The organism is Micromonospora sp. NPDC005203 (assembly GCF_042872705.1).
In the GTDB taxonomy this organism is placed as follows: domain Bacteria; phylum Actinomycetota; class Actinomycetes; order Mycobacteriales; family Micromonosporaceae; genus Micromonospora.
This window is the reverse complement of record NZ_JBIAKV010000012.1, coordinates 22965-36218: the sequence shown is the minus strand read 5'-3', so window position 1 is coordinate 36218 and position 13254 is coordinate 22965. Positions and strand designations below refer to the sequence as shown.

Here is a 13254-nt window from a genome sequence, read left to right as displayed (position 1 = left end):
CTGGCCGCCAGCACCACCGCGCTCGTGGTGTTCAAGGGCTCGCCGGCCGCCACCCAGGTCGCCCAGAGCCTGCCGACCGCCCAGCCGGTCAACCCCACCCCGCAGGATGGCGTGCGTGCCGGCCGTCGAACCGGCCCCCAGCAGGGTGGCCGGGGCACCGACGCCGTCGGTGGCGCCCAGCGCGCCGTCGACGCCCAAACCCGGCAAGAGCACCGCCCGGCCGCCCAGCAGCAGCCCTCGCACCACCACGAAGGCTCCCACCGCGCCGCGGACCACCACCAAGGCACCGCAGTCGACCACGCGGCGGGTCACCGGGCCGGGCGTGGACAACGAGTACGGCTTCGTCCAGGTGCAGATCGTCGTCTCCGGCACCCGGATCGTCGAGGCCGTCTCGCTGTCGCTGCCCAGCGGCGGCGAGTCCGACATCCACAGCGACGACGTCAGCAGCAGGTACGACGGCACCGGCGGCGAGGTGGTGCAGAAGCAGAGCGCCAACGTCAACACCGTCTCCGGCGCCACCGAGACCAGCAACTCCTACAAGCAGTCCCTGCGGGGCGCGATCGAGCAGGCGTTCTGACGTGCCGGCCGCGATGATCCGACCCGGGCTGTGCCGGGTCGAGCAGATCATGGGTACGGCGATCACCCTGGACCTGGCCGACGACCTGCCGCCGGCGGCCCTGCACGAGTTGGCCGACGAGGTCTTCGCCTGGATGCGCGAGGTGGACGCCCGGTTCAGCACGTACCGGCCGGACAGCGAGGTGTGCCGCTTCGACCGGGGCGAGGTGCTGCTCTCCGAGGCGTCCGCGGATCTGCGGTTCGTGCTGGAGGCCTGCGCCGACCTGTGGGGTGCCACCGACGGGTTCTTCGACGCGTACGCGACCGGGCGGCTCGACCCGTCCGGCTTCGTCAAGGGGTGGGCCGCTCAGGTCGCCTCGGACCGCCTGCTCGCCGCCGGTGCCGCCAACCACTGCGTGAACGCCGGCGGTGACGTGCGGGTGCGCGGCTCCTCCCCGGCGGGGGCGCCGTGGCGCGTCGGCATCCGGCACCCCTGGGACGCCATGGCGACCTGCCTGGTGCTCACCGGCACCGACCTGGCGGTGGCCACGTCCGGCGTCTACGAGCGCGGCCGGCACGTGCTGGACCCGCGCCGGGGCGCCCCGGCCAGCGGGTTGCGCTCGGTGACAGTGGTCGGCACGGACCTCGGTGTGGCCGACGCGTACGCCACCGCAGCCCTCGCCATGGGGACACCCGGCCTCGGCTGGCTGAACGGCCTCGACGACCACACCCACGCGGTGGTGACCGACGATGCCCGCCAGTACCATTCCGTCGGCCTGCCGCTGACCGCCTAACCCCCGCCCCTACCCAGCCCCTGCCCAGCCCTACCCCGCCCCTACCCGCCCTGCCCCACCCCTGCCCTACCCCGCCCCTACCCCGCCCCAGCCCTACCCTGCCCCTGCCCCCGCGATCTTGCAGTTCCTGTCTTTCATTCGTCCTGTTTTGCGGGAATTGTCGGGGCAGTAAGTGCAAGATCGCGGGGGCTAGGGCTGAGGGCTGAGGGCTGAGGGCTGAGGGGTGGGGGGTGGGTTTAGCGGACCGGTCGGTGGGTGCCGGCCGGTCGGGAGCCGGTGGGGCGTGGGCGGCCGGGACGCGAGCCGGACGGCCGGGTGCCGGCCCACCGGTGGCGTGGGTGGCTGCGGCGGGGCGGTTCGGTGCCGCCGGGATGAGGCGCTCTGTCGTTCGTGGACATCGTTCCCCCGTTCGTGGCGCGCGTTCGCGCCGTCTCCCTGTCAACGAGGACCGGCGCCCCGGCGACGCTGTCGGGCACCTGATGGAATCGTCGGCCCGGCACGTCTCACATGCCTCGTCGGGGCAGTGGCAGGTGGCCGGGGAGCAGGTCGGGGGCGAGCGTCACCCCGGCGGCGCGCAGCGCTCCGATCAACGTGTTCTGCACGAGGTACGAATCCGGCAGCTGCCAGCGGGCCTGCTCGGGGGCGACCGCCCAGCGGACCGTGCCCTCCGGCAGCCGGGTGGGCGGCGCGGGGACCCACGAGCCCGGCCCGTGCCGGACCACGTGGAAGCAGTGCTCCAACTCCGGCCGGAGCGGGTCGCCGGGGCGGACCAGGAACATCCACCGCCCGGTGGGGGTGACCAGCACCGGCCCGCGTACGCCGGTGCCGGCCGGGTGGATCTGCACCGCGTCGAGCACGTGCCGACCCAGGTGGGCGGGCACCTCCAGCACGTCGAAGGCCCGGCCGGTCGGCAGCAGCACCCCGTGTGGACGGTTCCGCCACCAGGTGGCCACCCGGGCCGGGTCGGCGCTGGCGGCCAACTCCCAGTTCTCCAGGGCGGGATGGCAACCCACCGTGGGACAGCCGGCCCGGCCGCAGACGAAACGGCTGCGGGCCAGACAGGCCCCCGGCGTGACCTCCCACCCGTGTGTGGCGTACCGCATGGCGACCCGGCGCAGCCGGACTCGTTCCAGCGGCGACAGTTCGGCGACGCGCGGTCCGACGTTCCCCCACATGTGTGCCATCTCCCCTCGTCGGGCCCGGCGTTCGCCAGGTCGCATGTCGAGCACCGTCACTGCCGTAACCCACGATCGTTGAGGTTGACGAACGGCTCGTGCAACTTGCACGAAAAGTACGAGGACTGGCTGTACGGCTGACGTACATCGTGTGCGACCAGCGAAAACCTGAAGACGAACGAGAGTCGTCGCACCCGCGGACATCGCCCCGGCTCGATCGGTCGGCGGCGGCAGGGGAGGATGGGCAGATGGACGAGCTACCCATAGGACGGCGAGTTGCGTACTGGCGGGGGCGCCGCAAGATGTCGCAGCAGGTCTTCGCCGACCGGCTGGGAAAGTCCAAGAGCTGGGTGGACAAGGTCGAACGCGGCGTCCGCCGGTTGGACAAGTTCTCCGTCCTCTACGAGATCGCCGACATCCTCCAGGTCGACGTGCAGCTCCTGCTGGGCAAGGACCCGGAGCGCCGCACCGACGCGCTGAACTGCATCGACCAGGTCGAGGTGCAGGAGATCCGGGCGGCGCTGGAACGCTACGACTCGATGAGCGCGTACTTCGACGCGGTGCCGTGTCCGCCGCCGCTGGACGACCTGCGCAAGGCCGTCAACCACGCCTGGCTGACCTACCAGTACGGCCGCTACGGCATGCTCACCCGGGCGCTGCCCAAGCTGCTGCGCGACGCGCAGGCCGCCGACGCCGCCTACGGCGGTGACCGGGCACCCGAGGCGGCCCACCTGCTCGGGCAGGTCTACCAGATCGCCTCGTCGGTGCTGCGCAAGCTCGGCGAGTGCGACCTCGCCTGGTTGGCCGCCGACCGGTCGATGGCGGTGGCCCAGCGGGCCGACGACCCTCTGCTGGCCGGCATCGCGACCACCCGGGTCTGCAACGCGCTCGTCGCGATGGGCCGGGCCCGCCCCGCGCTGGAGCTGAACGTCCAGATCGCCAACCGGCTGGCCCCGGGCGGGAGCAACGACGTCACCCCGGCCCGCCTCTCCGTCTACGGGATGCTGCTGCTCCAGGGTGCGATGGCCGCGTCGCGCATCGGTGACACGGCGAGCGTTGACGACCTCATCAACTGCGCGCAGGAGGCCGCCACGCTGCTCGGCGGCGACCACAACCACTACTGGACGTCGTTCGGCCCGACGAACGTCGAACTGCACCGGGCCGCCGCCGCGGTGGAGCTGGGTGACGGGGGTCGGGCCGTGGAGGTGCACCAGATGCGCATCGCGGAGCCCGCCTTCAACGCGCTGCTGCCCGAACGTCGCGCCCACCACCTGCTCGACATCGCCCGCGGGTACGCCCAACTGGGCGACGTGGCGAACGCCGGCGAGATGCTGCTGCTCGGTGACCGACTCGCTCCGTCGGAGGTCCGCTGCCGGCCGATCGCCCACGAGGTGATGTCGGACATCCTTCGTCGCACACGTGGTGCGCCGCCTTCTCCGGTAGCGGAGTTGGCTGAGCACATGGGAGTAGGGGTATGAGCGCGGAGCCGGTCTGATGGCCGGTTCAGCACGCCACAGCGGGCACCGCCAGGTGCTCTACGTCATCGCCTGCGGTTCACCGCTGGCCCGGCACATCGGTCGCCTGGTCGACCTTGCGCAGCAGGATGGTTGGGACGTCTGCGTGGTCGTCACCCCGGACGGGGCGAAGTTCGTCGACCAGGCCGCACTGGCTCGGCAGACCGGCCACCCGGTGCGGACGCACTACAAGAATCCCGGTGACCCGGACGTGTTGCCGCCCGCCGACGCCATGATCGTCTGCCCGGCCACCGTCAACACGGTCAACAAGTGGGCGGCCGGGATCACCGACACCCTGGCGCTCGGGCTGCTGGTCGAGGCGCAGGGCAAGGGCGTCCCCATCGTCGCGGTGCCGTACACCAACGCCGCGATGGCTGCCCACCCCGCGTTCCGCGCCGGGGTGGCCCGGCTGGCCGAGTGGGGCGTCGCGGTGCTCTTCGGTGACCACGTGATCGCCCTGCATCCGCCGGGCACGGGGGAGCAGTACCTACACACCTTCCCGTGGAGGATGCCGCTCGCCGCCCTGGACGCCGTCTCCGTGAGCGCTGCCTGACGCTCACCCGTACGGCCTGCCCGCGACGCGGCCGGGCCGGGTGTCACCGCTGGACCGCCCCCGCGCCGGTAAGCTGGCCCGCCGTGAGCACTAGCAGATCCGCCCCCACGGTGACCGAGGTGGTGGCCGAGCTGGAACGGCGCTATCCACCGGCCTGGGCCGAGGAGTGGGACCGGGTGGGCCTGGTGCTCGGCGAGCCGGCCGCCCCGGTCCGCCGGGTGCTCTGCGTCGTCGACGTGGTGCCCGAGACGGTCGCCGAGGCGCTCGCCGCCGACGTGGACATGATCGTCGCGCATCACCCCCTGCTGCTGCGCGGGGTCTCCTCGGTGGCTCCGACGACCTTCAAGGGCCGGATCATCCACCAGCTGATCCGGGCCGGGGTGGCGCTCTACGCGGCGCACACTAACGCCGACGTGGCCGCCCCGGGCGTCTCCGACGCCCTCGCCGCCCGATTCGGGCTGACCGGGCTGCGCCCGCTGCAACGGCCCGCGCCCGGCTCGGCCGCCCACGGCGACGACCGGGGCTTCGGCCGGATCGGGGAGCTGCCCCAGCCGATGACTCTCGCCGAGCTGACCCGGCACGCGGCCGCGGTGCTCCCCGTCACGTCCTGGGGAGTTCGCGCGGCGGGGGATCCCGGGCGTATGGTTCGTACCCTCGCCGTCAGCGGCGGGTCGGGGGACAGCTTCCTCGGCGCCGCGACCGCCGCCGGGGTGGACGCGTTCCTCACCGCCGACCTGCGGCACCACCCGGCCGGCGAGCACCTCGCTGCCGATGGTCCCGCCCTGATCGACGCCGCCCACTGGGCGACCGAACGACCGTGGCTGGACGACCTGGCCGCCCTCCTGCGGGAGGCGCTGGGCGTCGAGACGCTGGTGTCCGACCTGGACACCGACCCGTGGACCGTGCACGCCGCCGCACCCGCTGTGGACGACAAGGAGCCCGACCGTGAAGGCTGACCCTCAGGTGCAGCGCCGCCTGCTCGACCTCCAGGCGATCGACACCAACCTCGCCCAGCTCGCGCACCGGAGGCGAACGCTTGCGGAGCGGGCCGAACTGGAGTCGCTGGCCCGGGAGTTGTCGTCGTTGGAGGATGAGCGGGTCCGCGCCCAGGTGGCGGTCGACGACCTGGACCGGGACATCGCCCGGCTGGAAAAGGACGTCGAGCAGGTCCGCGCCCGCAAGGAGAAGGACGAGAACCGGCTCGCCGCCGGCACCGGCCCGGCCCGCGAGTTGGAGGCGCTCCAGCACGAGCTGGTCTCGCTGAACCGGCGCCAGGGCGACCTGGAGGACGCCGAGCTGGAGCTGATGGAGCAGCGCGAGACCGCGCAGGGCGTCCTGGACGGCGTGGAGCAGCGACTGGCCGAGACCCGGGACAAGCGGGCCGTGACCGAGCAGCGCCGCGACGACGCGATGGCCGAGATCGCCAAGGAGGAGGAGTTCAAGCGGGGGGCCCGTCAGCCGCTCGCCGCCGACCTCCCGGCCGACCTGGTCACCCTCTACGACAAGATCCGCGCGGACACCGGGCTGGGAGCCGCGCTGCTCACCATGAGCCGCTGCGGCGGCTGCCGGCTGGACCTGTCCGGCGCCGACCTGGCCCGGATCCGCAAGGCCGCCCCGGACGACGTGGTCCGCTGCGAGGACTGCCGGCGGATCATGGTCCGCACCAACGAGTCGGGTCTGTAGGTCGTGGCCCCGCGGGTGGTCAGCATCGAGGCCGACGGCGGTTCCCGGGGCAACCCCGGCCCCGCCGGCTACGGCGCGGTGGTGCGGGACGCGGAGACCGGCGAGGTGCTCGCCGAGCGCTCCGAGTCGCTCGGCACGGCGACGAACAACGTCGCCGAGTACCAGGGACTGATCGCCGGGCTGACCGCCGCCGCCGAGCTGGGCGCCGCCGAGGTCGACGTCCGGATGGACTCCAAGCTGGTGGTCGAGCAGATGTGCGGCCGGTGGCAGATCAAGCACCCCGGCCTGCGACCCCTCGCCGCCGAGGCGGCCGGTTTGGTGGGCCGGTTCACGGCGGTCCGGTTCGCGTGGATCCCCCGCGAGCAGAACCGGCACGCCGACGCGCTCGCCAACGCCGCCATGGACGCCGCCGCCGGCCGACCCGCGCGGACCCCGACGACGGGCCAACCCCCGGCGACGCCCGCGACGGGCAGCGACCCGGCCACCGCCCCGGCCTCGTGGGAGCCGCGGCCGTCGTTCACCGCCACCCGGCTGATCCTGGTCCGGCACGGCGAGACCGAGTACACCGAGCAGCGGCGCTACTCCGGCCGCGGCGACGTGCCACTCTCCGCGAAGGGCCGGGCCCAGGCCCTGGCCACCGGCGCCCGGGTGGCCGCGCTGGCCCCGTCCGTCGCGGCCGTGCTCAGCTCACCGTTGTCCAGGTGTACGGCCACCGCGGCGGCGATCACCGAAGCGCTCGACGGTGACGTGCCGGTCCGCACCGAGGACGACCTGATCGAGTGCGATTTCGGCCAGTGGGAGGGTCGCACCTTCACCGAGGTGCGCGAGCAGTGGCCGGGGGAGATGGACGCCTGGCTCGCCTCACCCCGGATCGCCCCGCCGGACGGGGAGTCGTTCACCCACGTCGCCGAACGCGCGCAGCGCGTCGTCACCGGGCTGGTCACCGCGTACCCCGGGGAGACCGTGGTGGTCGTCTCGCACGTCTCGCCGATCAAGCTGGTGCTGCGCGACGCCCTCGCCGCCGGCGACGGGTTCCTGCATCGGCTCTTCCTGGACGCGGCCGGCATCTCGGTGCTCGACATGTGGCCCGACGGCGGCATCGCGGTCCGCACGGTCAACGACACCGCCCACCTCGCCGCGCTCTGAGCCGGCGCTGGCGGTGGCTGGCCCCCGCTGCCCCGGGTGGGCGGCAGTCATTCGGCGCACCGCACTCGCCGCTCGGCGCACGATTCGCCTCCCGGGACGCGTGACCGCCGTCACAGAGTCGTAGCCTCCGGCCGTCACATCGAGAGCCTCGACTCCCCGGAGGTGTGTCAGATGGCTGCACCGGAACCGGAGGCGCCGACCCCGGCGCCAACCAGGGCGAAGGACCACAGCCCCTGGAACTGGTTGCTCTTCATCCCCATCGTGGTGCCGCTGATCCCGGTCTTCTTCAATGGCGACTCGCCCCGGGTCTTCGGCTTCCCGCGCTTCTACTGGCTGCAACTGGCGTTCATCCTGCTTGGCGTCGGCACCACGACGCTGGTCTACCAGATGACGAAGAAGCGGGGTGGTTCCTGATGTGGCGTGACCATCTCACCGAGATCATCGTCTTCTCGTTCCTCTTCCTGCTGGTGAGCGTGATGGGCTTCGTGGCCGCCCGGTGGCGGGCGCCGAAGGACATGGCGCACCTGGACGAGTGGGGGCTGGGTGGGCGCAGCTTCGGCGGCTGGATCACCTGGTTCCTGGTCGGTGGTGACCTCTACACCGCGTACACCTTCGTGGCGGTGCCGGCTTTGATGTTCGGTGCCGGAGCGGCCGGGTTCTTCGCCGTGCCGTACACCATCGTGATCTATCCGCTGGTGTTCCTGGTGCTGGTGCGGCTCTGGTCGGTGTCGCACCGGCACGGGTTCGTCACCCCGGCCGACTTCGTCCGCAACCGGTTCGACTCGCCGGTGCTGGCCCTGCTGATCGCGATCACCGGCATCGTGGCCACCATGCCGTACATCGCGTTGCAGTTGATCGGCATCGAGGCCGTGCTCAAGACGATGGGGGTCACCGGCGACAACGCGCTGGCCCGGCACCTGCCGATCATCATCGCGTTCGCGATCCTGGCCGCGTACACCTACCAGTCGGGTCTGCGCGCGCCGGCGCTCATCGCGTTCGTCAAGGACATCCTGATCTACATCGTGATCCTGGTGGCGGTCATCTACCTGCCGTACAAGCTGGGCGGTTGGGGTGACATCTTCGCCGCCGCCGACGCGAAGTTCGACGCCTCGCCCAACCCGAACGACGGCATCCTGCTCAACGGCAACAACCAGCTTCAGTACGTGACGTTGGCGCTCGGCTCGGCGTTGGCGCTCTTCCTCTACCCGCACAGCATCACCGGTGTGCTGGCCAGCAGGAACCGCGACGTGATCAAGCGGAACATGTCGGCGCTGCCCGCGTACAGCCTGTTGCTCGGGCTGATCGCGCTGCTCGGCTACATGGCCATCGCGGCCGGCGTGAAGCCGCTGCCCGGCGCTTCGGCCGGCAGTGTGGACAACAACACCGTCGTGCCGCTGCTGTTCGACCAGCAGTTCCCGGACTGGTTCGCCGGTGTCGCGTACGCGGCCATCGGCATCGGCGCGCTGGTGCCGGCGGCGATCATGTCGATCGCGGCGGCGAACCTGTTCACCCGCAACATCTACAAGGAGTACCTGAAGCGGGACGCCTCCCCGGCCCAGGAGGCCAACGTCTCGAAGATCACCTCACTGGTGGTGAAGGTCGGTGCGGTGGCCTGCATCGTCTTCCTCGACCCGCAGTTCTCCATCGACCTCCAGCTGATCGGTGGCGTGATCATCCTGCAGACGCTGCCGGCGGTGGCGCTGGGTCTCTACACCCGCTGGTTCCACCGCACCGGCCTGATCGTCGGCTGGGTTGCCGGCATGGGGCTGGGCATGTGGATGCTCTACCAGGTGGCCAGCCCGACCCGGAAGCACTTCGGTGGCTCGGCGTTCAAGCTGTCGGAGTTCGGTTTCGTCACCGACAAGACGATCTACGTCGGCATCGTGGCGGTGGCGGTCAACCTGGCCGTGGCGGCACTGGTGACGCTCGCGCTGCGGGCCGCGAAGGTCGAGGAAGGGGTCGACGGCACCGAGCCGGACGACTACTTCGCCGACGAGGGCGACCCGCGTACCACCCCCGGCACCGATCGCGACGCCGACTCGGCCCGCGAGCCGGTCGCCTGACCCCAGGCACGTACGCCCGGGCACCGACCTCGGTCGGTGCCCGGGCACTCCCGCGCTGCCGCACGCCCCCCGCGCTGCCGCACGCCCCCCGCGCTGCCCCGCCCCCCGCGCCCCCCGCGCCGCCGATCTTGCACTTTGTGTCGCCGAAAAGTCAGGTTTTGCGGCATAGATCCGGACAGTAACTGCAAGATCGACGAATCTGAGGGCGGGTCTGGGGGCGGGTCCGGGGCGGGTCCGGGGCGGGTCGGGGGGTTAGCGGGGGCGGGGGCGGTTGCGGTTGATCAGCGCCTGGTTGAGGCGGCTCAGCAGACTCGCCAGGGTGGCCCGGTCCGCGGTGCTCCAGTCGGCCAGCATGTCGCCGTAGAGCCGGGTGCGGGCGGCCTGCACGGCGGCCATCCGCTGGAGGCCGGCCGGGGTGGGGGAGATGACCGTGCCGCGGCCGTCGGACGGATCCGGGGTGCGCGTGATCAGGCCGTCGCGCTGAAGCGCGGAGACCTGCCGGGTCACGGTGGAGCCGTCCAGGTTGAGGCGGGCGGCGAGCGCGGAGACGTTCTGCGGGCCGGCGTCGGCCAGGTGACGCAGGATGACGTACGCCGCGCGGTCCAGCACCCGGTGCTCGGCGGTGCCGGTAGCCCGCCGGGTGGCCTCGCCGAAGCGCATCAGCAGGGCCACCTCGGTCTCGATCTGGCCGAGGGTGGTCTCGTCGTGGTCGTCGCTCATAGCTGTATGATACAGAATAAGTACCTGTACGATACAGCTAGTTGGGGAGTCGGAGTGGATCGGCGTACCGAACCGAACCGCAGTGCCATCTACGCCACCACACTGGTGGCCTTCCTCGCCATCGCCGGCATCGCCGTCGTCGACCCGATCCTGCCGGCCATCGGCGACGCGATCGGAGTCAGCGCCTGGCAGGTCGAGTTGCTCTTCACCGCGTACATCGCGGTCATGGCCCTTGGCATGATCCCGGCGACGCTGGCCAGCGGCCGGTTCGGCTTCAAGCCGGTGCTCATCACCGGCGTCTCCGTGGTTGGCCTCGCCGCGATCCTCGCCTCGTTCAGCGACAACATCGTGCAGCTCTCCGTGCTGCGCGGTGTCTGGGGCCTGGGCAACGCGATGTTCTTCGCCACCGCCATGGTGGTGCTCGTCAACCTGGCCGTCGACCGGGAATGGGTGGTCGGCCTCTTCGAGACCGCCCTGGGTCTCGGCTTCGCCGTCGGGCCGCTGATCGGTGGTCTGCTCGGCGAGGTCAGCTGGCGGCTGCCGTTCTTCGTCTGCGGTGTCTTCATGGTCCTCGCCCTCGGCGTGGCCTCCCGCAAACTGCGCGAGCCCACCAACCGGCAGGCCCCGGTACGCGTCGGCCAGATCTTCGCCACCTACCGCCGGCCGGCGTTCATCGCCCTCTGCGTGGTGACCGCCGCGTACAACTTCGTGTTCTTCGTGGTGCTCGGCTACACGCCGCTCTTCCTCGGCCTGGACGTCATCCCGCTGGGGCTCGCCTTCACCGGCTGGGGGCTCGGCCTGGCCGCCGGCATCATGGTGATCGGCCACCGGCTGGCCCACCGCATCGGCGCGGTGCAGACCGTCGGCGTGGCCATCGTCGGGCTGCTCGTCTGCATGGTCCTCTTCGCCACCTCCAGCAGCACCGCCGAGGCGCTCGTGGTGCTGGTGCTCGCCGGACTCTGCATGGGCCTGGCCAACGCCAACCTCACCGACCTGGCCCTCGGCCTCGGCTCCAGCGACCGGCGCGTCGCCACCGGAGCGTTCAACCTGGTCCGCTGGGGTGCCGCCGCGCCAGCACCGATCATCTCCGGCAAGCTCGCCGAACACTCGCTGTCGTTGCCGTTCTGGGTCGGCTCCGGGGTCCTCGCCGTCGGCGTGCTGGTCTACCTGGCCTTCGCGCACCTGATGGCCGCCGGCTACGGCGAACGGGTGCTCTGGTCCCGCTGGAACCGCGCCGCCGCGAGCACCGAAAACACCGCCGAGGAGCCGGTGGGCGAGGCGTACTGAGCGGGCATCCGTCGCGCCCGGCGGGAGGCTCAGCTCAGGGCGCGCCAGAGCAGGTACAGGCCGATCGTCGTGCCGAACACCACGATCAGCGTCTTGAGCAGCACCGGCGGCAGCCGGCGCACCAGCCGGGCGCCCGCGTACCCCCCGATCAGCGTGGCCGGCGCGACCACCGCGACGGCCGTCCAGTTCACCGGGCCGAACACGGCGAACACCACGAGCGTGGTCAACCCGACAAGCGCGGAGAGCAGATTCTTGATCGCGCTGACCCTCGCCAGGGTCGCATCCAGCACCAGGGCCAACCCGGCGACCAGCATCACCCCGAGGGCCGCCCCGAAGTACCCGCCGTACACCGCACCCAGCGCGACCATCGTCTGCACCGCGACCGTCCGCCGGCGTGGCGACAGATCCCGGGGGTGACCGACCAGCCGGCGCAGCGGGTCCTGGAAGGCCAGGACCGCGGTCGCGCCGAGGACCAAAAAGGGTACGACCAGCTCGAACGCGCGGGCCGGGGTGGCCAGAAGCAGCAGCGCGCCGAGAATCGTGCCGACGATCGTGGTGGGCAACAGCGTGGCCAGGGCGCGGGGGCGCGGCAGGTCCATCCGGCTGCCGGCCACGCTGGCCAGGTAACCGGGGAACACCGCGATGGAGTTGCTGACATTCGCCGCGACCGGGGGCAACCCGACCGCGATCATCGCCGGAAAGGTGATCAGCGAACCACCGCCGGCCACCGCGTTGACCGTGCCAGCAGCGAGTCCGGCGGCGAGCAGCAGCGCGGCGTGGGAGAGATCCATAGCCCCACGAGGCTAGCCTCTGGGCGATGACGCGGATCCGCCGGACCACGCCCTTGAGCTGCGCGATCTTGCGCAGGCGGGGCGGCAATACCGGCAGAGCGTCCATCGTTAGGATGAGAGCGCGACGGACGAGTCGACCGGGCGGTCGCGTCGGCGGGCTCAGGCCCGCCGCCGAGGAACGTCCGGACTCCACAGGGCAGGGTGGTTGTTAACGGCAACCCGGGGCGACCCGCGGGACAGTGCCACAGAAAACAGACCGCCGACCCCTCGGGGACGGTAAGGGTGAAACGGTGGGGTAAGAGCCCACCAGCACCCCGGGTGACCGGGGTGGCTCGGTAAACCCCACCCGGAGCAAGGCCAAGCAAGGGCCGTCACCGCAAGATGACGACCCGGCGCAGACGCTTGAGGGCTGCCCGCCCGATGTCTGCGGGTAGGCCGCTGGAGCCTGCCGGCAACGGCAGGCCGAGATGGATGGCCGCCGCCGGCGCAGACCCTTCGGGGTACGCGCCGCGCACAGAATCCGGCGTACAGGTCGACTCGTCCGTCGCCCACCAGTTCAGAGCCTCGATCATGGCTCTGAGCTGGTTCTGTATTTGGGCGTCGATGGTCTTTCATGGTCAACTTTGGTCGGCGTTTGACGCCCTGGCGACGCCCTGACGCCCTGGAGACGCCTGAGTCTTGGGTCAGTAGACCTCAAATCGGCACGGCGCATTGTCTCGTTCTGAGGGCCGTTCGGTGGCTTGTCGGGGCTTCTGCGCGGTGCCGCCGGCTGTCGTGAATGCCGGGCACGTCCTTGGCGGTGGTGCTCCTGGCGAGGCTCGGAGACGCGGTGGCAAGCCAGTCCCGGGGTTGGACTGGCGCGGCAGCCGGAAGCCCCGTCCAGGCGATCAGGCCGACCCATCGGCTTCCGTCACAGGCTCGCTGGAGCTGGTCCCCTTCCGATTGGCAGGGCGGTGTCCCGGCGGCTGTCGGT

At 71.5% G+C, this 13254-nt stretch carries 13 protein-coding genes and 1 other RNA gene; 11 read left to right on the top strand and 3 right to left on the bottom strand.

Annotation, left to right across the window (positions count from 1 at the left end; genetic code table 11):
* Window positions 1–115 precede the first annotated feature (115 nt).
* Together ACFYPM_RS23965 and ACFYPM_RS23960 are read left to right on the top strand one after the other, a co-directional pair.
* Window positions 116–577, top strand: coding sequence for an FMN-binding protein (locus ACFYPM_RS23965; protein WP_387200884.1), 462 nt, complete (start codon window positions 116–118; stop codon window positions 575–577).
* Between the two features lie 49 nt (window positions 578–626).
* Complete coding sequence (locus ACFYPM_RS23960) at window positions 627–1349, top strand: FAD:protein FMN transferase (protein ID WP_387201310.1); 723 nt, start codon at window positions 627–629, stop codon at window positions 1347–1349.
* 503 nt (window positions 1350–1852) lie between these two features.
* Here ACFYPM_RS23960 and ACFYPM_RS23955 read toward each other — a convergent pair.
* Window positions 1853–2524, bottom strand: coding sequence for a bifunctional DNA primase/polymerase (locus ACFYPM_RS23955; protein WP_365068688.1), 672 nt, complete (start codon window positions 2522–2524; stop codon window positions 1853–1855).
* A gap of 248 nt (window positions 2525–2772) precedes the next feature.
* Between ACFYPM_RS23955 and ACFYPM_RS23950 the strand changes: the two genes are divergently transcribed.
* The 7 genes from ACFYPM_RS23950 to mctP all read left to right on the top strand — a co-directional run bounded on the left by ACFYPM_RS23950 (window position 2773) and on the right by mctP (window position 9483).
* The gene (locus tag ACFYPM_RS23950) at window positions 2773–4002 is read left to right on the top strand and encodes a helix-turn-helix domain-containing protein (protein WP_387200881.1); all 1230 of its coding nucleotides are present in this window, start codon (window positions 2773–2775) and stop codon (window positions 4000–4002) included.
* Window positions 4003–4018: 16 nt separating this feature from the next.
* Window positions 4019–4591 carry a flavoprotein gene (locus ACFYPM_RS23945; RefSeq protein WP_387200878.1) on the top strand — a complete coding sequence of 191 codons (573 nt, stop codon included), beginning with the start codon at window positions 4019–4021 and terminating at the stop codon, window positions 4589–4591.
* A 119-nt stretch (window positions 4592–4710) separates the two neighbouring features.
* The gene (locus tag ACFYPM_RS23940) at window positions 4711–5547 is read left to right on the top strand and encodes a Nif3-like dinuclear metal center hexameric protein (RefSeq protein ID WP_387201307.1); all 837 of its coding nucleotides are present in this window, start codon (window positions 4711–4713) and stop codon (window positions 5545–5547) included.
* Window positions 5537–6274 (top strand): zinc ribbon domain-containing protein, encoded by a 738-nt coding sequence (locus ACFYPM_RS23935; RefSeq protein WP_387200875.1) that lies wholly within the window; start codon window positions 5537–5539, stop codon window positions 6272–6274. Before ACFYPM_RS23940 ends, ACFYPM_RS23935 begins: the two co-directional genes overlap by 11 nt.
* A 3-nt stretch (window positions 6275–6277) precedes the next feature.
* Window positions 6278–7420 carry a bifunctional RNase H/acid phosphatase gene (locus tag ACFYPM_RS23930; protein WP_387200873.1) on the top strand — a complete coding sequence of 381 codons (1143 nt, stop codon included), beginning with the start codon at window positions 6278–6280 and terminating at the stop codon, window positions 7418–7420.
* A gap of 171 nt (window positions 7421–7591) precedes the next feature.
* Entirely contained in the window at window positions 7592–7834 is a 243-nt protein-coding gene (locus ACFYPM_RS23925; protein ID WP_387200870.1) for a DUF3311 domain-containing protein, read from the top strand.
* Window positions 7834–9483, top strand: coding sequence for a monocarboxylate uptake permease MctP (gene mctP / locus ACFYPM_RS23920; protein ID WP_387200867.1), 1650 nt, complete (start codon window positions 7834–7836; stop codon window positions 9481–9483). The genes ACFYPM_RS23925 and mctP overlap by 1 nt, the downstream gene beginning before the upstream one ends.
* Before the next feature lie 252 nt (window positions 9484–9735).
* On the opposite strand, the gene ACFYPM_RS23915 is transcribed toward mctP, so the two are convergent.
* Window positions 9736–10203 (bottom strand): MarR family winged helix-turn-helix transcriptional regulator, encoded by a 468-nt coding sequence (locus ACFYPM_RS23915; protein WP_387200864.1) that lies wholly within the window; start codon window positions 10201–10203, stop codon window positions 9736–9738.
* A 54-nt stretch (window positions 10204–10257) separates the two neighbouring features.
* On the opposite strand from ACFYPM_RS23915, the gene ACFYPM_RS23910 reads away from it, so the two are divergent.
* Window positions 10258–11490, top strand: a complete 1233-nt coding sequence (locus ACFYPM_RS23910; RefSeq protein WP_387200861.1) for an MFS transporter — start codon at window positions 10258–10260, stop codon at window positions 11488–11490.
* Window positions 11491–11519: 29 nt separating this feature from the next.
* On the opposite strand, the gene ACFYPM_RS23905 is transcribed toward ACFYPM_RS23910, so the two are convergent.
* On the bottom strand, window positions 11520–12281 hold the full coding sequence (locus ACFYPM_RS23905; protein WP_387200858.1) for a sulfite exporter TauE/SafE family protein: 762 nt from the start codon (window positions 12279–12281) through the stop codon (window positions 11520–11522).
* Between the two features lie 129 nt (window positions 12282–12410).
* Here ACFYPM_RS23905 and rnpB point away from each other — a divergent pair.
* Window positions 12411–12825: RNase P RNA component class A (gene rnpB, locus ACFYPM_RS23900), an RNA gene on the top strand.
* Window positions 12826–13254 lie beyond the last annotated feature (429 nt).